Source organism: Pseudomonas sp. Sample_22 (genome assembly GCF_004307635.1).
GTDB lineage: Bacteria > Pseudomonadota > Gammaproteobacteria > Pseudomonadales > Pseudomonadaceae > Aquipseudomonas.
The window spans coordinates 1-18,103 of the sequence record NZ_RCNY01000016.1; the positions used below are offsets into that span (position 1 = coordinate 1).

Genomic DNA, 18,103 nt, shown 5'->3' on the forward strand with positions numbered 1-18,103 from the left:
AACGATCAGTGCACACCCATCAGCGGTTGAACCGCTCCACCAACGAGTATTGCGTATTCGCGGTTTTGGTCAGCTCTTCACTCAACAACGCCGAGTTCTGAGCCTGTTCCGAGGTCTGGTCTGCCAGGTCAGAGATGTTGCTGATGTTGCGGCTGATTTCTTCGGCCACGGCGCTTTGCTCTTCCGTGGCGGCAGCGATCTGGGTGGTCATGTCGGTGATGTTGGCCACCGCTTCGCTGATCCCCACCAGTGCCTGATCGGCTTCCAGCACCCGCGCCACGCCTTCTTCGGCCTGGCGATGCCCGGCTTCCATGGTCTGTACGGCAGTGCCTGCGGTTTGCTGCAGCTTGGCGATCAGCGCATGAATCTGCCCGGTGGATTCGCTGGTACGTTGCGCCAACTGACGCACTTCGTCGGCGACCACTGCAAAACCACGACCCATCTCGCCGGCCCGCGCCGCTTCGATGGCGGCGTTCAGCGCCAGCAGGTTGGTCTGGTCGGCGATCCCTTTGATCACGTCGACCACGCCACCGATTTCGTCGCTGTCCTTGGCCAGTTGGGTCACGGTCAGGCCGGTTTCCCCAACCACCACCGACAGGCGCTGAATGGCTTCGCGGGTTTCCCCGGCGATGTCGCGCCCGCGCCCGGTCAGGCGATTGGCTTCCTGGGTGGCATCGGCGGTGCGCTGCACATGGCTGGCGACTTCCTGCGTGGTTGCGGCCATCTGATTGACGGCGGTGGCGACTTGCTCGGTTTCGACGCGCTGACGTTCCAGGCCGGTGGAGCTGCTGTGGGCCAGGGCGTCGGACTGCCTGGCCTGATCGGTCAGGTGTTCGGCCGTGTCCTGCAGGCGAGTCAGGCAGGTTTTCAAGCGTGCTTCCTGGCTGAGGATCGACATCTCAAGGCGCGCCTGGGCGCCGCGGCTGTCGGTGTACATCTGCGCGATCAACGGGTCGGACGTGGTCTGCTCGGCCAGGCGCAACAAACGCTTGATGCCACGCTGCTGCCAGCTCAGGCCCATCAGGCCCAACGGCACCGAGAGCGCGGCGGCGAGGGCGAAACCCCACTGCGAGGTCAGGGTGGCACCAATCATGAAACTCAACTGGCTGACCAGAATGAACGGCAGCCAGTCTTGTAGAACCGGCAACCATTTATCGCTGGAAGGAATCGCCGACTTGCCCTGGTTGATGCGTTGGTAGAGCGCTTCGGCGCGGCGGATCTGTTCGGCGGTGGGCTTGACCCGCACCGACTCGTAACCGATCACCTGATTGCCTTCGAAGATCGGTGTCACGTAGGCGTTGACCCAATAGTGATCACCGCTCTTGCAGCGATTCTTGACAATACCCATCCATGGCAAGCCTTGTTTCAGTGTCGCCCACATGTGCGAGAACACCGCGGCCGGGACGTCGGGGTGACGCACCAGGTTATGCGGCGCACGGATCAGTTCTTCACGAGAAAACCCGCTGATCTCGACGAAGTCGTCGTTGCAGTAGGTGATCATGCCTTTGGCATCGGTGGTGGAAATCAACCGTTGCTGGGCCGGGAAGGTCCGTTCGCGTTGTGTAATTGGCTGGTTGTTACGCATGGCTTTTTTAATCCGCAAGGCTTTCAAGTGCTGTATCGGCATCGCCAGCGAATGGTTGAGCTTATTTTTCAATTATCAGCGGTCCGTCGCAAAATGACCCTTGCGTCAGCCGACGAGCATCGGATAGGTGAACAAGCCGAAATGCAGGGCATTCAGACCAAAATGCGTGGCGAGGGCGGCGGCCAGTCCGCCGAAGCGGTAGGCCAGGCCGTAGCCGATTCCGGCCAGGCTCGCCAACAGTACCCATTGCCATCCGGCTCCCGCATGCGCCAAGCCAAACACCAGCGAGGCGAGCAACAGGGCGAGGTTTTCCCCCTGAGCCAGGTTCTTGAAATATCGGCTCAAGCCGCCCTGGATATAGCCGCGGAACAGCGCTTCCTCGACCAGCGTCACCAGCAGCAGATTGTTGAGCAACCATAGCCAGGCAGCGTCTGGCCATTTCGGCGCCCAGGCAATGACGCCCAGCAACAGTGCGCCGCCCAGTGCAAGCACGGCACTCAGGGCCAGCGCGACTGGCGTGGCATACATGAATAGCCGCAGTGAACGCCGACCGACAATCCACGGACAGACCAGCAATAGCCAGAAACCGATCAGGGGTTTATCCAGATTCAGGTACATGGAAAACCGCACGGCATCGTCGGTGAAACGCTGCGGGTCGATCACCCGACCGTTATGGAAGCCCGGCAACCAGTGCATCGCCAATGCCAGCGCCAGGAAGATGAACAGACCGTGGCCGAGATAGCGGCCGAACGGCAGCTTCGTTTGACGAACGGCGAAACCGGCGATCAGTAACAAGCCGACGGAAATCCCGACAAGCCAGCCGAGACGGCCATAGGCCAGGGCCATGCCATAGCCGAGGGAGAGCAGGGCCAGAAAAGTCCATGGCAGGGCGAACATTGAAAATCCTTTTATCTGAAATTTAAGGGGGCCTGAACCCGCCCTCTGTTGAAGCGAGCCTGCTCACGTAGCGGAGTGTCGTTCAAGATCAGTGGCGAATGGTACACCGTCATCGCGAGCAGGCTCGCTAGCCCATTGATTTTAATAACCCAAACAGAAACACCGCCATCAAGGCGGTGTTTCTGTCGGTGCAGCGGCTACGACGCAATCAACTGCCGCAACACGTAATGCAGAATTCCTCCCGACTTGAAGTACTCCACTTCATTAAGCGTATCGATCCGGCACAGTACCTCGATCCTTTCACTGGTGCCGTTTTCACGGTTGATCACCAGGGTCAGGTTCATTCTCGGCGTCAGCTCAACATCGCTCAGGCCGAGAATATCCAGGGTTTCAGTGCCTCGCAGATTCAGGCTCTTGCGGTTTTGATCGAGCTTGAACTGCAGCGGCAGCACCCCCATGCCCACCAGATTGGAGCGGTGAATCCGCTCGAAACTCTCGGCGATGACCGCTTTGACCCCCAGCAGATTGGTGCCCTTGGCCGCCCAGTCACGGCTCGAGCCGGTGCCATATTCTTGCCCTGCGATTACCACCAGCGGCGTCCCCGCGGCTTGATAACGCATGGCCGCATCGTAGATCGCCAACTTCTCTGCGGTGGGGATGTAGAGGGTGTTGCCACCTTCTTCACCACCCAGCATTTCATTGCGAATACGGATGTTGGCGAAGGTGCCGCGCATCATCACTTCATGATTGCCGCGGCGCGAACCGTAGGAGTTGAAGTCCCGTGGCTCCACGCCTTTTTCGCGCAGGTAGCGGCCCGCCGGGCTGTCAGCCTTGATGTTGCCGGCCGGGGAAATGTGGTCGGTGGTCACCGAGTCGCCGAGCAGCGCAAGCACGCGCGCGCCGTTGACGTCCTTCACCACTGGCGGTGGTCCGCCGATGTCATCGAAGAACGGCGGGTGCTGGATATAAGTCGAATCGTCCTGCCAGACGTAGGTCGCCGCTTGCGGCACTTCAATGGCTTGCCACTGTTCATCGCCAGCAAAGACTTCGGCGTACTCCTTGTGGAACATGGCGGTGTTGACCTGCTCCACCGCGTCGGCGATTTCCTGTGTACTTGGCCAGATATCCCGCAGATAAACCAGATTGCCGCTCTGGTCTTCGCCCAAGGGTTCGCGGCTGAGGTCGATGCGCACGGTGCCGGCCAGTGCATAAGCGACCACCAATGGCGGCGAGGCCAGCCAGTTGGTTTTCACCAGCGGATGGACCCGGCCTTCGAAGTTACGGTTGCCCGACAGCACCGAGGCTACGGTCAGGTCAGCTTTCTGGATGGCTTTTTCGATCGGTTCCGGCAACGGGCCAGAGTTGCCGATGCAAGTGGTGCAGCCATAGCCCACCAGAGCGAAACCCAGTTCATCGAGGTACTGCGTCAGGCCGGCAGCCTTGTAATAGTCGGTGACCACTTTCGAGCCGGGGGCAAGGGAGCTTTTCACCCAGGGCTTGCGGCGCAGGCCTTTTTCCACGGCTTTCTTCGCCACCAGACCGGCAGCCATCATAACGCTCGGGTTGGAGGTGTTGGTGCAGGAGGTGATCGCGGCAATCACCACCGCGCCGTTTTTCAGCCGCACCGTTTGCCCTTCAAAGTCGTAGTCAACTTCACCGGCCAGATCGGCGTTACCCACCGCCACACCGCCGCCGCCCTCGCTTTCCAGGCGACCTTCTTCCTTGCTGGTAGGTTTTATTTGCAGGCCGAGGAAGTCGCTGAACGCTTGCGCGACATTCGGCAGTGAAACCCGGTCTTGTGGGCGTTTTGGTCCGGCGAGGCTGGCTTCGACACTGGCCATGTCCAGCGCCAGGCTGTCAGTGAACACCGGTTCCTTGCCCGGCAGGCGCCACAACCCTTGCGCCTTGCTGTAGGCCTCGACCAGTTTTACGGTCTCAATCGGGCGCCCGGACAGGCGCAGGTATTCCAGCGTCACGTCGTCCACCGGGAAGAAGCCGCAAGTGGCGCCGTACTCCGGGGCCATGTTGGCAATGGTCGCGCGGTCGGCCAGCGGCAGGTCGGCGAGGCCGTCACCGTAGAACTCGACGAATTTCCCCACAACGCCTTTCTTGCGCAGCATCTGGGTCACGGTCAGCACCAGGTCAGTGGCGGTGATGCCTTCCTTGAGTTTGCCGGTGAGTTTGAAGCCAATCACTTCCGGGATCAGCATCGACACCGGTTGCCCGAGCATCGCCGCTTCCGCTTCAATGCCGCCTACCCCCCAGCCGAGGACGCCGAGGCCGTTGATCATGGTGGTGTGGGAGTCGGTGCCCACCAGCGTATCCGGGAAGGCGTACGTGCGGCCGTCCTCGTCTTTGGTCCAGACGGTGCGGCCCAGGTATTCCAGGTTGACCTGGTGACAGATCCCGGTGCCCGGCGGCACCACGCTAAAGTTATCAAAGGCGCTTTGGCCCCAGCGCAGGAACGCGTAGCGCTCGCCGTTGCGTTGCATTTCGATATCGACGTTCTGTTCGAAAGCGCTGCTGGTGGCGAATTTGTCGACCATCACCGAATGGTCGATCACCAGGTCGACGGGGGAGAGCGGGTTGATCCGCTGCGGATCGCCACCGGCCTTGGCCATCGCCGCGCGCATGGCGGCCAGGTCGACCACCGCAGGTACACCGGTGAAGTCTTGCATCAGCACGCGCGCCGGGCGGTACTGGATTTCGCGGTCGGAACGGCGCTCCTTGAGCCAGGCGGCAATCGCCTTGAGATCGGCGCCGGTCACGGTTTTTTCATCTTCCCAGCGCAGCAGGTTTTCCAGCAGCACTTTCAACGACATGGGCAGCTTGTCCAGATCACCCAGGCTTTTGGCGGCATCGGGCAGGCTGAAATAGTGGTAGGTCTTGTCGTCGACTTGCAGGGTTTTCAAAGTCTTCAGGCTATCGAGGGACGGCATTACGATCACTCCTTTAAGTCCGCACGGCTGCAGACTGAGGGGACGGGCAGAGCATTAAACCTAGCCCTGTTTCAAGTAGCTGGCTAATAACTGGACTCTATGGACAGACCCCAGGTTCCGATCTCGGCTATCATGCGCCGGTTTTCGTGACAGGCTTTGCTGCAGAGCAAGCCTGGGCATCGCGCAGTGGTTGAATGTCTCGCCATCTGCCCAGGAGTAAGAATGAACACCCTATTCATGCATTGCCGGCCGGGCTTCGAAGGCGAAGTCTGTTCGGAGATTTCCGACCTTGCCGCACAACTGAACGTGGCCGGTTATGCCAAGGCCAAGGCCGCCAGCGCCTGCGCCGAATTTGTCTGCACCGAAGAAGATGGCGCCGAGCGCCTGATGCGTGGTCAGCGTTTTGAACGACTGATCTTCCCACGCCAATGGGCACGGGGTATTTTCATTGATCTGCCGGAAACCGACCGCATCAGCGTAATCCTCGCACACATGGCGGATTTTCCCGTGTGCGGCAGCCTTTGGCTGGAAATGGTCGATACCAACGATGGCAAGGAACTGTCGAACTTCTGCAAAAAATTCGAAGTGCATTTGCGCAAAGCGCTGATGGCGGCTGGCAAACTGGTAGATGATGCCAATAAACCGCGCCTGCTACTGACGTTCAAGAGCGGGCGTGAAGTGTTCGTCGGCCTGGCTGAGTCGAATAATTCGGCGATGTGGCCGATGGGCATTCCGCGTCTGAAGTTCCCTCGCGAGGCGCCGAGCCGTTCGACCTTGAAGCTGGAGGAGGCCTGGCACCACTTTATCCCGCGTGATCAGTGGGACGAACGCTTGCACAGTGACATGACTGGCGTCGACCTCGGTGCCGCACCGGGTGGCTGGACCTGGCAACTGGTCAACCGCGGCATGCTGGTGACCGCGATTGACAACGGGCCGATGGCCGAAAGCCTGATGGACACCGGCCTGGTGCAGCACTTGATGGCCGACGGTTTCACCTTCAAGCCCAAGCAACCGGTGGACTGGATGGTCTGCGACATCGTCGAGAAACCGGCGCGCAACGCCGCGATGCTCGAGGAGTGGATCGGCGAGGGGCATTGCCGCGAAGCAGTGGTCAACCTCAAGCTGCCGATGAAACAGCGCTATGCCGAGGTGAAGCGCCTGCTGGAGCGGATTGCCGATGGCTTCAAGGCCCGGGGCATCAAGGTCGAGATCGGCTGCAAGCAGCTGTACCACGACCGTGAAGAAGTGACCTGCCACCTTCGCCGGCTCGACGTGAAGAAACCCAAGTCCCGCTGATTTACGCCGATGGCTTTGTGGCGAGGGAGCTTGCTCCCGCTGGGCTGCGAAGCGGCCCTGAGTTCAGTGGCCTCACGATATCAGGTACACCTCATACACAGGTTTTGCGACGGCTTCGCCGCCGAGCGGGAGCAAGCTCCCTCGCCACAAACCCGGCAATGGGCGACAATGCCGGCAAGTTTCAGGAGTTGATCATGAGTGAAATGCTTGATACGCCGGTTGACGGCACCCTCGACGCCACCGGCCTCAACTGTCCGGAACCGGTGATGATGCTGCACCAGCACATCCGTGACCTGGTCCCCGGCGGTTTGCTCAAGGTGATCGCCACCGATCCGTCGACTCGTCGCGATATTCCCAAGTTCTGCGTGTTTCTCGACCACGAGCTGGTGGGCCAACATGAAGATGCAGGGACTTACCTGTACTGGATTCGCAAAAAGTCCGTTTGACGGACAAAAAAAAGACCTGCAAAAGCAGGTCTTTTTTTGGGTTATCAGCCCACCGAGCGGCTGATGCGAATGCGTTTGCGCGCACTGCGGGTCAGCCGTATCGACAGCATCAATGCCGCACAACTCAAACCGGCGATCAGGCCTTCCCACAGCCCGCTCGGGCCGCTGGCCGGGCCGAGCCAATCGGTCAGCCCCAGCACATACCCAACCGGCAGCCCGATGCCCCAATAGGCGAACAACGTCAGGATCATCGTCACCCGCGTGTCCTGGTAGCCACGCAGCGCTCCGGCGCAGATCACCTGAATGGCATCCGAGAACTGATACAGCGCGGCGTAGACGATCAGCATCGACGCAATCTGGATCACTGCCTTGTCGGGCGTGTAGATCGAAGCGATAGGTTCGCGCAGGCAGAGGATCAGTGTCGCCGAAAATGCAGCGAACACCAGCGCTGCACCGAGCCCGACTTTCGCCGCGAACCGCGCCTGCCACGGGTTGCCTGCGCCCAATGCCTGGCCGACCCGCACGGTTACCGCCATGCCCAGCGAGTAAGGAATCATGAACAGTAGCGAGCTGATGTTCAGGGCGATCTGGTGGCCGGCCACGACGGTGGAGCCGAGGCTACCGATCAACAGGGCGATGACCGCGAAGATGCTCGACTCGGCGAAGACTGCGATACCGATTGGCAGGCCAATGCCGACCAGGCGCTTGATCACCGCCCATTGCGGGCGATCGAAGCGCACCAATACGCGAGTACGCGCATAGAACGGCGCCCAGAAAGTCCAGCCGGCCATGCTCAGCGCCATGAACCACATCACGATGCCGCTGGCCCAGCCGCAACCGACGCCACCCAGGGCCGGGGCGCCGAAATGGCCGTAGATCAGCGCATAGTTCAGCGGGATATTCAGTAACAGGCCGCACAAGCCAATGACCATGCTCGGACGTGTCCGGCCCATGCCGTCGCTGTAGCAGCGCAGCACATAATAAAAGGCCATGCCCGGCAAGCCGAAAGCGATGCCATGCAGGTAACCCATGCTGGGTTCGATCAACTGTGCATCGACTTTCATCCAGTGCAGGATCGGCTCGGCCGCGAGCAACAGACCACTGCCGATCAACCCGACACACAGTGCGAGCCACAATGCCTGGCGTACCAGAGGACCAATCTGGTCAAGCTGCCCAGCGCCAAAACGTTGCGCGACCTTGGGAGTGGTGGCCAGCAGAACACCGGACATCAGCAGGTAGACCGGAATCCAGATCGAGTTGCCCAGCGCCACCGAGGCCAGATCCCGCGGGCTGACGCGGCCGGCCATCACCGCATCGACAAAGCCCATGGCGGTGGTGGCCAATTGCGCGACCATGATCGGCATAGCCAGGCTGAGCAAGCCTTTGAGCTCCATGCGTACGGGAGTCGTCCGCGCAGGAGCCGCGGCGACGGTGTTTTCAATGACAGGGTTCAATAGCGAAGCGTCCAAAAGGGTTTTGATGCACAGGCGCGCATTCTACGCGTTGACGCAGCGGTCAGGAAAAGACCAGTGTTAGGGATTTGTAAACACTTGCCAGCAGCGTGCTAGGCGCGATGTGCCATCTACGCCTACACTGCCGATCCGCCAAAGGAGCCTGCCATGCTGATTGTTGCCGACGAAAACATCCCCCTGCTCGATGCCTTCTTCGAAGGTTTCGGTGAAATCCGCCGGGTGCCGGGTCGATCCATTGACCGCGCCACCGTCGAACAGGCCGACGTGCTGCTGGTGCGATCAGTGACCAACGTCAACCGCGCGTTGCTCGACGGCAGCAAAGTGCGCTTTGTCGGCACCTGCACCATCGGCACCGATCACCTGGACCTCGATTACTTCCGGCAGGCCGGTATCACCTGGTCCAGTGCGCCGGGTTGCAACGCCCGGGGCGTGGTCGACTATGTGCTCGGCAGCTTGTTGACCCTGGCCGAAATCGAAGGCGTCGATCTGACGCAGCGCACCTACGGCGTAGTCGGGGCCGGCGAAGTGGGCGGGCGATTGGTCAAGGTCCTGCAGGGGCTGGGCTGGAAGGTGCTGGTCTGCGACCCGCCACGTCAAGCTGTTGAAGGTGGTGATTACGTCAGTCTCGAGGACATCATCGCGCAGTGCGACGTGATCAGCCTGCACACACCGCTAACCAAGCAAGGCCCGCAGTCGACCTGGCATCTGTTTGATAAAAAACGCTTGAACCAGCTCAAGCCCGGTGCCTGGCTGATCAATGCCAGTCGTGGTCCGGTGGTCAACAATGCTGCCTTGCGCGATGTGTTGCTGGAGCGCGAAGACCTGCAGGCGGTGCTGGATGTCTGGGAAGGTGAGCCGGAAGTCGATGTGGCGCTGGCCGAGCTTTGCGTTCTGGCAACGCCGCACATTGCCGGCTATAGCCTTGATGGCAAGCAGCGCGGTACCGCGCAAATCTACCAGGCGTACTGCGATTTCCTTGGGCAACCGGCCCAGGTCCGCTTGAGTGATTTGTTGCCGGCGCCGTGGTTGTCGCAAGTGACCTTGAACGCGCAAAGCGATCCGGCCTGGGCATTGGCGATGTTGTGCCGTGGCGTGTACGACCCGCGCCGCGACGATGCGGATTTTCGCCGCAGCCTTGTAGGCAGCGTGAGCGAGCAGCGTGCGGCATTCGATTTGTTACGCAAGAATTATCCGTCGCGTCGTGAGATCGATGGCTTGCAGGTGCGGATCGAAGGGGATGCACCGGTACTGCGGCAGATTGTGGCGGCGTTGGGCGCGACAATTATTTAAAGATCATCGCTGTAGAGCTGCCACAACAGGCAGGCATAAAAAACCCGGCCAACCAGGGCCGGGTCAAGAAGACGGTGGCTATATCACTTTTTTTCGGCAGGCTTGACCAATCGCTTGTCCAGATCGCGGCAAGCTTTCTGGATCATGTCTTCAGTGATCGGTACTTCGCGGCCCTGTTCATCGATAATCGAGCAACCCAGAGACTGGTCTGGCTGCGTGCGGATCACTTGAATCTTGTCATCGCTGCTGTTTTGCAAGGACATGGCCTGTCTCCTCATCAGGTTGTGTACCCACTCTAAAACCGCCAGGTGACCAGGCTGTGACATCTCCCTGCGATCACTCCCGGACGGCAATATCAGTCCACCAGAAATATCGTGGTGTTGCCACCCGAACTTTAGACCGATAGCGTCTAGCCCCTAGTCTTGATGGACATAATTAACCTGACTCATTGTGATTTACCAAGTTCCACCCCATTGATCGGTGTAAGTTGCTTTTCTCAGTTGCTCTCGCCTGGATGATGCCGATGCTCACTGTTCGCCACCGCCGTGCCATTCGTCTGGCCAGCCGTTTCATCGCGCCCTATCGCTGGCATGCATTGGGTGCCTTGCTGGCGTTGGTCGTCACGGCGGGCATTACCCTGTCCATGGGGCAGGGCATACGCATGCTGGTGGATCAGGGCTTCATGACCCAGTCACCGCATTTGCTCAACCAGTCCATCGGCGTGTTCATGCTGCTGGTATTGGGGCTGGCGGTCGGTACCTTCGCCCGGTTTTATCTGGTGTCGTGGATCGGCGAGCGCTGTGTCGCCGATATTCGCCGGCAGGTTTTCAACCATTTGATCTATCTGCATCCAGGGTTTTATGAAAACAACCGCAGTTCGGAAATTCAATCGCGACTGACTGCCGATACCACACTGCTGCAATCGGTGATCGGCTCTTCGCTGTCGATGTTCCTGCGGAACCTGTTGATGGTCATCGGCGGGATCGTCCTGCTGTTCATTACCAATCCCAAACTCACCAGCATCGTTGTCGTCGCCTTGCCATTGGTGATTGCGCCGATCCTGATTTTTGGCCGACGCGTGCGCAACCTGTCGCGCTTGAGCCAGGACCGCATCGCCGATATCGGCAGTTATGTCTCCGAGACCCTCAGCCAGATCAAAACCGTGCAGGCCTACAACCACCAGGCCCAGGACCAGCAGCGGTTTGCCGTAACCGTTGAAGACGCATTCAACACCGCGCGCAGACGCATCTTTCAGCGGGCCTGGCTGATTACCCTGGTCATCGTCCTGGTTCTGGGTGCAGTCGGGGTCATGCTCTGGGTCGGCGGCATGGACGTGATTGCCGGGCGCATTTCTGCGGGGGAGCTGGCGGCGTTCGTTTTTTACAGCCTGATCGTTGGCAGTGCATTCGGCACCTTGAGCGAAGTGATTGGCGAATTGCAACGTGCGGCCGGCGCAGCTGAGCGGATCGCCGAATTGTTGCGCTCGGAAAATATCATCCGGCCACCGACGACTGGTCTGGTGGCCTTGCCTGCGCGGGTGAAGGGCGAGCTGCTGCTTGAGGATGTGCGTTTTTCCTACCCGTCGCGTCCCGAAAGCTATGCGGTCGATGGCTTGAGCCTGAGCATCCGCTCGGGCGAAACCCTGGCATTGGTCGGGCCTTCGGGGGCAGGCAAGTCGACCGTGTATGACTTGCTGCTGCGCTTCTACGACCCCTCCGAGGGACGCATCCTGCTTGATGGCACTGAATTGACCCGGCTCGATCCTTTGGATTTGCGTCGTTGTTTCGCCCTGGTCTCGCAGTCCCCAGCACTGTTTTTCGGCAGCATCGAAGAGAACATCCGCTACGGCAATCCGACGGCGACGCTCGCCGAGGTCCAGGATGCGGCAAAAATCGCCTACGCCCACGACTTTATCGAAGCCATGCCCAACGGTTACCAGACGCATCTGGGCGATGGCGGCCTCGGCTTGTCCGGCGGCCAGCGCCAGCGTCTGGCGATCGCCCGGGCGTTGCTGGTGGACGCGCCGATCCTCTTGCTTGACGAAGCCACCAGCGCCCTCGATGCGCAAAGCGAGCATCTGATCCAGCAAGCCCTGCCGAGCCTGATGAAAAACCGCACGACCCTGGTCATCGCCCATCGGCTGGCCACGGTAAAAAACGCCGACCGTATCGCCGTGATGGACCAAGGGAAAGTGGTGGCGGTGGGCACGCATCAAGAACTCATTGCGAGCAATGCGCTGTATGCGCGGTTGGCGGCGTTGCAGTTCAGTGATGGCCAGGCAGAACTCGAACTTCCCCCGGTAAGAGCCGTCGAGTGAAGCAAGGCTGCGATCTTTTGATCTTGATTTAACAAAAATGCCCGCATCAATCGATGCGGGCATTTTTGTGTCCCAAGGAGAAGCACGGATCAAAAGATCGCAGCCTCGCCAGCTCCGACAGGGCTATTACTGATCGTCGAAATAACGCTCATGCCAATCCACGATCGGCTGTGGCGAGTTGAGTTTCTGGCCGTAGATCACCGAGTACGACAACACGTTTTGCACGTACTGGCGGGTTTCGTCGAACGGAATGCTTTCCACCCACACGTCGAAGCTCAGGTGGTCGGCACCGCGCAGCCACTGACGAACACGCCCGGGGCCGGCGTTATAGGCGGCGGAGGCGAGGACGCGGTTGCCGTTGAACTGGCTGTGCACCTGGCTCAGGTAGGCGGCACCGAGCTGAATATTCTTGTCCGGGTCGAACAGCTGCTGCGGCGACGCGTACGGAATGCTGAACTTGCGTGCGGTTTCCTTGGCCGTGGCGGGCATCAACTGCATCAGGCCCGACGCGCCGACGCCGGAACGGGCGTCCTCCATGAAGGCACTTTCCTGACGGGTGATGGCGAATGCCCAGCTTGGATGTAAGCCGCGATTCTTCGCTTCACGTACCAGCGTGTTGCGGTGGGCCATCGGGAATCGTATATCCAGATCGTCCCAATACTGCGCTTGGCTGATCGTGCGAATGGCCGGGAAATACCATTTGAGGTCGTAGGCCAACTTGGCCTGGGCAACCATTTCGTCGCGGTTGAAGTGGCGACTGACGTGGTACCACTCACGACGACCGTCGACAATTTGCCCGCGAGCATGAAATTCCAGAGCCCGGCGTATACCGGGGGTGTTGCGAACCTTGTTGATCAGCGCCTGGCTCATCACCAGCGGTTTGTTGTTCAGCGAATAGGCGGATTGCGAACGATCTGCCGCGAGAAATCCATAGAAGTCACGTTCGCGAGCAAGATTTTTGTATAGGGTTTGCGGTTCTGGGCTTTGCGGTTGTGCCAGCTCCAGGCTACGGGCCTGCCAGTAACGCCAGCGGTTAGTGGTGGCGAGATCCTGGGGCAGACGGCGGGTCAGCTGATAGGCGTCGTCCCAGCGGGCCAGGCGCAATAACAGGCGCATACGCCATTCGGACACGGTGTTGTCGCGCAGTTCCGGGTCGTACCTGGTCATCATGTCCAGCGCGCGGCTGTCGAAGCGTTTGGCGAGGGTCAATCCGATTTCCCGGGCGATCGCGACTTTTTCATCCCGGGAGAAATGCATGCTGCTGGCATACCCGTCGAGCAGGTTCATGGCCCTGTCCGGGTCCTGGCGGGCGAGACGGCGCAGGCCGAGGCTGACCACATCGGACATCGGTTCGTCAGCTGGCGTGAAGCGTGATGGCTGATTCAACAATTCCGGGTTTTGCGCCACATCGATCAGCAAGCGGCCGCGAGGGGCGAGGGTGGTGAGGCCGTTCACCAGGCTGGTGGCCAGTGGATAGTTGCGCGCCTGAGCGGCGAGCTTGGTGCGTTCCCAACGTTTCTGTTCGGTTAACTGGCCGTCGGCGGCCCACATGCCGAACAGCGCATCACACGCCGCCGGTTGCGATTTCCCGGACAGCCACAGCTTGTTGGCGTTGGCGTAACCCTCGGACTTGAGGTTGTGGCTGATTTGATACTGCGCATTCAGGCAGTCCAACTCAGTGAAGTTGAGCTTGGGGTCGTAATACTTGATGAAAGTCGCCCAATCACCCCGTTCGGCCAGCCAGCGCAACCAGCGCAGTTTCATCCAGTTGGCCTGCGGCAGGTCGCCATGCTCGGCGAGAAATTTTTCGATCTCGGCGTTGCTCGCGGTTTTCAGACGTGCGGTCAGCTCATCGTAAGCGAGGTAGGGTTCCAGCGGATAATCGGCCAGGGCCTGGCTGTAACGGAAATACGGGCCGCTATCGCCCTTGGCCAGGGCGCGTTTGGCTTCATCGTAATACTGGCGTTGGGTGGAGAGGTCTACGGCCTGGGCGGATTGAACGGCAGCGGCAGACAGTAAAAAACACGACAAAAAATTGAAAAGGCGACTGCGCATGAGACGTCCGGACAGATAAACCATGACAAGAGTGCTGGCGATGCTCGCACTGAATTATCCGTAGCTTAGCCTTTTGCCAGCAGCGGGTGAAAGCTTTGCGGACCTGTCTGCATCAGTTCGCAACATTTGTTGTGCAGAGTGCTTCGACAGTGAAATTGCCGGCCTTCTGAAGCCTCGATTCAGGTAGAATGCGCGCCCGGTTTTTGGAGAAGCTCATGACCCTGCTCAAATTCAGCGATGTGTCCCTTGCTTTCGGCGCTATGCCGTTGTTGGACAAGGTGTCCTGGCAGATCGCCCGTGGAGAGCGGGTGTGCATCATCGGCCGCAACGGCACTGGCAAGTCCAGCATGATGAAGCTCGTCAAGGGCGACCAGAAGCCCGATGATGGCTCGGTTTGGCGCGCACCCGGCCTCAAGATTGGTGAATTGCCGCAAGAATTGCCAGTAGCCGACGAGCGGACCGTGTTCGATGTGGTAGCCGAAGGCCTGGACGGTGTCGGTGCCTTGCTGGCCGAGTATCACCACCTGAGCCAGAACATCGTCACCGATGCCGACCTGGACAAGCTGATGCACGTCCAGCACGACCTCGAAGCCCGCGATGGCTGGCGTTTGCAGACGCTGGTCGACAGCACGCTGAGCCGCCTGCAGCTACCGGCAGACAAGACCCTGGCCGAGTTGTCCGGTGGTTGGCGCCGCCGCGTCCTGCTGGCCCAGGCACTGGTTTCCGAACCGGATCTGTTGCTGCTCGACGAGCCAACCAACCACCTGGACATCGGTGCGATCGCCTGGCTCGAAGAGGCGCTGAAGGATTTCCAGGGCGCCGTGCTGTTCATCACGCACGACCGTTCCTTCCTGCAAAACCTCGCTACCCGTATCCTCGAACTGGATCGTGGCGGCCTGATCGACTGGAACGGCGACTACGCCAGTTTCCTCGTGCATAAAGAAGCCGAGCTGGCCGCCGAGGCCACTGCCAATGCGCTGTTCGACAAACGCCTGGCTCAGGAAGAGGTGTGGATCCGCCAAGGCATCAAGGCTCGCCGGACCCGTAACGAGGGCCGCGTGCGTGCCTTGAAAGCGTTGCGCGTCGAGCGCAGCGAACGTCGCGAGCGCACCGGCAAGGCCAATATCCAGCTGGAAACCGCCGACAAATCCGGCAAGCAGGTGATGGTGCTCGAGAACGTGAGCTTTGCTCATCCGGGCGGGCCGTTCCTGATCAAGGATTTCTCCATGGTGTTGCAGCGCGGCGACCGTATCGGCCTGCTCGGCGCCAACGGTACCGGCAAGACCACGCTGCTCAAGCTGATGCTCAGCGGTCTGCAACCTACCAGTGGCAAAGTGGAGGAGGGCACGAAGATCGACGTCGCCTACTTCGACCAGTTGCGCCACCAGCTGGATCTGGAAAAGACCGTGATCGATAACGTCGCCGAAGGTCGCGATTTCATCGATATCGACGGCCAGAGTCGTCACGTGCTGAGCTATCTCGGCGACTTCCTGTTCAGCCCGCAGCGTGCCCGCACGCCGGTCAAGGCGCTGTCCGGTGGCGAGCGTGCCCGTCTGTTGCTGGCCAAGCTGTTCAGCAAACCGGCGAACCTGCTGGTACTCGACGAACCGACGAACGACCTCGACGTCGAAACCCTTGAACTGCTGGAAGAGGTCTTGCTGACCTTCAATGGCACCGTGCTGATGGTCAGCCACGACCGGGCATTCCTCGACAACGTAGTCACCAGCACCCTGGTCTTCGAGGGCGAAGGCAAGGTTCGTGAGTACGTCGGTGGTTACCAGGACTGGCTGCGTCAGGGCGGCTCGCCGCGCCTGCTGGGCGTGACCGAGAGCAAGTCTGGCAAGGCCGACTTGAACTCCGCGGTGGTCAAGGCTGAGCCCGCGCCAGTGGTGGCAGCGGTCGAAGCACCAGCGAAGAAAAAACTCAGCTACAAGTTGCAGCGCGAGTTGGAAGCGTTGCCGGGCCAGATCGATGCCATGGAGCAGCAGATTGCAGCTGTTGAAGCCCAGATGGCGGATGCCGGGTTCTATCTGCGGCCGGCGGCTGAAACCGCGGCGGTGATCGCTCAGTTGGCGCAGTTGCAGGCTGAGCTCGACGTGATGGTCGAGCGCTGGGCCGAACTGGATGCCTGATTGATCCTGACGTGAAAAAGCCCGGCACTCAGTGATGAATGCCGGGCTTTTCATATGGAATGCAATCCCCTGTAGGAGCGAGCCTGCTCGCGATGAACCTGAGAGCGCCACGGGGTTTCAGGCCCCCGCGTCATCGTTGACGACCATCTCGAGCAGGCTCGCTCCTACAGTGGTCAGGTGTGATCAGGATTTGCTTTGCAGCCGCACCGCAAGCACATCGCAAGGCGCGCCGTGGAGCACGTCATTGGCAGTGGACCCCAGCAGCAATGCAAGGCCATGTCGGCCATGGCTGCCCACCACGATCATGTCGCATCCTTGTTCCTTGGCCAGATGGTGAATTTCCTGGCGTGGCTGGCCGTAGGTCAGATGGCTGTACTCCCGGGAAAGCTCCGGATACTTGACGATCAGCCGCTCCAGACGTTCCTTGGCCTGATCGAACTGCTGTTGTTGCAGTTGTGACAGGTCCATCGGCACATCGCCGCCGAAGGCCATGGCCATCGGTTCGACGATATGCACCAGGGACAGCTTCGCACCGTTGCTCACCGACAGCTCGCGAGCGCGGTGGATTACAGGGTCGCACTCTTCGGTTAGATCTACAGCGACCAGAATATGGTTGTAGGGCATGAGGTGCTCCTCCTGAGGGATGCAATATTGGTAAGTATGGCTGGTTTCAAGCGCAGTGGTTCCAAAGTGGCTCAATGCGCTCATTCAAAATCGGGAGTACAGATATGACGGTCTGGATAGTGGTGTCAATCCTGCTGGTGGTACTCAGCCCTCTGGCATGGTTGCGACCATCACGTCATCAAAGCGGTCGGATGGCCCTGCGCATGGAGGCGCGGCGCATCGGCCTGGCCATGCAACTGGCGCCCCAGGAGTGGCCGCACTGGCTCGCTCAGGAACCGCCGAACCCCTGTGCCCAGTACCATCGACCGCGGCGCGGCAGTCAGCCAGCCTGTTGGAGTTATTGGCAGAAAACGCCGGGGGTGTGGGTGAACCAATGGCAGGAGCTCTGTGAAGATCCTGCGTTGCTGATTCATTTCGAAAAGTTGCCAGGCAACGTTTTCAAGATCGAAGCCGACAAACAAATGATCACTTTGTATTGGGGCGAGAAGGGCGAAACCGAAGTTTTGCAACAAATCGATGCGACCCTCAAGGCGCTCGCCTGACCCCAGGCCCCCGCAGGAGCGATGAGGCAATAAAAAGCCCGACAACATCATCGGGCGGGGGTGGCCAGGCAGGCCGGTAATTTGGTTTGCGCAGATCTTACGCTGGGTATTCACCGCAGCGTTCAAAAATTTTCTATCGAGTCCCGCCAGCGTAGCTTGTTAAACACAGGCCGCGGCGAATTAGGGCGACTTTTCTAATGATTGATTCTATGAATGGCAGCACATGCACCCGCGTGTTAGAGAGCTTCGTCTTACAGAAATGACCGCAAAGTCGAGTTTCAACCCGCATTTTGGGCGATTGACAATTGTCGGAAATTCCGTGAAGGTGGCGTACCCAAATCAAACGGGCGTATGAATTGAGCGTTTGTATTTCAGATCGCTCCTACAGAATCCCGACTATCGCGTTGGCGGGTGTGCCGGGGGAATGGGCGTAGCATCGACGTTTAACGTCCCTGCCGAGCCATTCGCCTGCGTCCGACGTGTACTGTTCAGCTTCCATATCGTGGAG

Annotated in this window: 13 protein-coding genes; 6 read left to right on the forward strand and 7 right to left on the reverse strand. The window is 59.8% G+C overall.

What is annotated here, in order from left to right:
• Window positions 1-19 precede the first annotated feature (19 nt).
• The 3 genes from D8U73_RS03105 to acnA all read right to left on the reverse strand — a co-directional run bounded on the left by D8U73_RS03105 (window position 20) and on the right by acnA (window position 5,421).
• Window positions 20-1,585, reverse strand: a complete 1,566-nt coding sequence (locus D8U73_RS03105; RefSeq protein WP_056857099.1) for a PAS domain-containing methyl-accepting chemotaxis protein — start codon at window positions 1,583-1,585, stop codon at window positions 20-22.
• Window positions 1,586-1,690: 105 nt separating this feature from the next.
• Window positions 1,691-2,482, reverse strand: a complete 792-nt coding sequence (locus D8U73_RS03110; protein ID WP_130903714.1) for a CPBP family intramembrane glutamic endopeptidase — start codon at window positions 2,480-2,482, stop codon at window positions 1,691-1,693.
• Window positions 2,483-2,679: 197 nt separating this feature from the next.
• Window positions 2,680-5,421, reverse strand: coding sequence for an aconitate hydratase AcnA (acnA, locus tag D8U73_RS03115; RefSeq protein ID WP_130903715.1), 2,742 nt, complete (start codon window positions 5,419-5,421; stop codon window positions 2,680-2,682).
• Window positions 5,422-5,643: 222 nt separating this feature from the next.
• Between acnA and rlmM the strand changes: the two genes are divergently transcribed.
• Together rlmM and tusA are read left to right on the forward strand one after the other, a co-directional pair.
• Window positions 5,644-6,717, forward strand: a complete 1,074-nt coding sequence (gene rlmM / locus D8U73_RS03120) for a 23S rRNA (cytidine(2498)-2'-O)-methyltransferase RlmM (protein WP_130903716.1) — start codon at window positions 5,644-5,646, stop codon at window positions 6,715-6,717.
• Window positions 6,718-6,911: 194 nt separating this feature from the next.
• Window positions 6,912-7,163 (forward strand): sulfurtransferase TusA, encoded by a 252-nt coding sequence (tusA, locus tag D8U73_RS03130; protein ID WP_056857100.1) that lies wholly within the window; start codon window positions 6,912-6,914, stop codon window positions 7,161-7,163.
• 44 nt (window positions 7,164-7,207) lie between these two features.
• On the opposite strand, the gene D8U73_RS03135 is transcribed toward tusA, so the two are convergent.
• Entirely contained in the window at window positions 7,208-8,557 is a 1,350-nt protein-coding gene (locus D8U73_RS03135; protein ID WP_130903757.1) for an MATE family efflux transporter, read from the reverse strand.
• Window positions 8,558-8,782: 225 nt separating this feature from the next.
• Here D8U73_RS03135 and pdxB point away from each other — a divergent pair, with 225 nt between their 5' ends.
• Window positions 8,783-9,925 carry a 4-phosphoerythronate dehydrogenase PdxB gene (gene pdxB, locus D8U73_RS03140; RefSeq protein ID WP_130903717.1) on the forward strand — a complete coding sequence of 381 codons (1,143 nt, stop codon included), beginning with the start codon at window positions 8,783-8,785 and terminating at the stop codon, window positions 9,923-9,925.
• Between the two features lie 83 nt (window positions 9,926-10,008).
• On the opposite strand, the gene D8U73_RS03145 is transcribed toward pdxB, so the two are convergent.
• Window positions 10,009-10,188, reverse strand: coding sequence for a PA1571 family protein (locus tag D8U73_RS03145; protein ID WP_056857010.1), 180 nt, complete (start codon window positions 10,186-10,188; stop codon window positions 10,009-10,011).
• Between the two features lie 251 nt (window positions 10,189-10,439).
• Here D8U73_RS03145 and D8U73_RS03150 point away from each other — a divergent pair, with 251 nt between their 5' ends.
• Window positions 10,440-12,242, forward strand: a complete 1,803-nt coding sequence (locus D8U73_RS03150; protein WP_177435508.1) for an ABC transporter transmembrane domain-containing protein — start codon at window positions 10,440-10,442, stop codon at window positions 12,240-12,242.
• Between the two features lie 126 nt (window positions 12,243-12,368).
• Here the strand turns inward: D8U73_RS03150 and D8U73_RS03155 are convergent, their stop codons facing one another.
• Window positions 12,369-14,297: a transglycosylase SLT domain-containing protein gene (locus D8U73_RS03155; RefSeq protein WP_130903719.1), complete on the reverse strand. Its 1,929-nt coding sequence runs from the start codon at window positions 14,295-14,297 to the stop codon at window positions 12,369-12,371.
• Window positions 14,298-14,512: 215 nt separating this feature from the next.
• Between D8U73_RS03155 and D8U73_RS03160 the strand changes: the two genes are divergently transcribed.
• Window positions 14,513-16,429, forward strand: coding sequence for an ATP-binding cassette domain-containing protein (locus D8U73_RS03160; RefSeq protein ID WP_056857012.1), 1,917 nt, complete (start codon window positions 14,513-14,515; stop codon window positions 16,427-16,429).
• A gap of 183 nt (window positions 16,430-16,612) precedes the next feature.
• On the opposite strand, the gene D8U73_RS03165 is transcribed toward D8U73_RS03160, so the two are convergent.
• Complete coding sequence (locus D8U73_RS03165; protein WP_056857013.1) at window positions 16,613-17,053, reverse strand: universal stress protein; 441 nt, start codon at window positions 17,051-17,053, stop codon at window positions 16,613-16,615.
• A 104-nt stretch (window positions 17,054-17,157) separates the two neighbouring features.
• On the opposite strand from D8U73_RS03165, the gene D8U73_RS03170 reads away from it, so the two are divergent.
• Window positions 17,158-17,595 carry a hypothetical protein gene (locus tag D8U73_RS03170; protein ID WP_056857014.1) on the forward strand — a complete coding sequence of 146 codons (438 nt, stop codon included), beginning with the start codon at window positions 17,158-17,160 and terminating at the stop codon, window positions 17,593-17,595.
• Window positions 17,596-18,103 lie beyond the last annotated feature (508 nt).

Coding starts and splice junctions, on each gene's coding strand:
- D8U73_RS03105 (WP_056857099.1), bottom strand. CDS start 1,585: ATGCGTAACAACCAGCCAATTACACAACGCGAACGGACCTTCCCGGCC.
- D8U73_RS03110 (WP_130903714.1), bottom strand. CDS start 2,482: ATGTTCGCCCTGCCATGGACTTTTCTGGCCCTGCTCTCCCTCGGCTAT.
- acnA (WP_130903715.1), bottom strand. CDS start 5,421: ATGCCGTCCCTCGATAGCCTGAAGACTTTGAAAACCCTGCAAGTCGAC.
- rlmM (WP_130903716.1), top strand. CDS start 5,644: ATGAACACCCTATTCATGCATTGCCGGCCGGGCTTCGAAGGCGAAGTC.
- tusA (WP_056857100.1), top strand. CDS start 6,912: ATGAGTGAAATGCTTGATACGCCGGTTGACGGCACCCTCGACGCCACC.
- D8U73_RS03135 (WP_130903757.1), bottom strand. CDS start 8,557: ATGGAGCTCAAAGGCTTGCTCAGCCTGGCTATGCCGATCATGGTCGCG.
- pdxB (WP_130903717.1), top strand. CDS start 8,783: ATGCTGATTGTTGCCGACGAAAACATCCCCCTGCTCGATGCCTTCTTC.
- D8U73_RS03145 (WP_056857010.1), bottom strand. CDS start 10,188: ATGTCCTTGCAAAACAGCAGCGATGACAAGATTCAAGTGATCCGCACG.
- D8U73_RS03150 (WP_177435508.1), top strand. CDS start 10,440: ATGATGCCGATGCTCACTGTTCGCCACCGCCGTGCCATTCGTCTGGCC.
- D8U73_RS03155 (WP_130903719.1), bottom strand. CDS start 14,297: ATGCGCAGTCGCCTTTTCAATTTTTTGTCGTGTTTTTTACTGTCTGCC.
- D8U73_RS03160 (WP_056857012.1), top strand. CDS start 14,513: ATGACCCTGCTCAAATTCAGCGATGTGTCCCTTGCTTTCGGCGCTATG.
- D8U73_RS03165 (WP_056857013.1), bottom strand. CDS start 17,053: ATGCCCTACAACCATATTCTGGTCGCTGTAGATCTAACCGAAGAGTGC.
- D8U73_RS03170 (WP_056857014.1), top strand. CDS start 17,158: ATGACGGTCTGGATAGTGGTGTCAATCCTGCTGGTGGTACTCAGCCCT.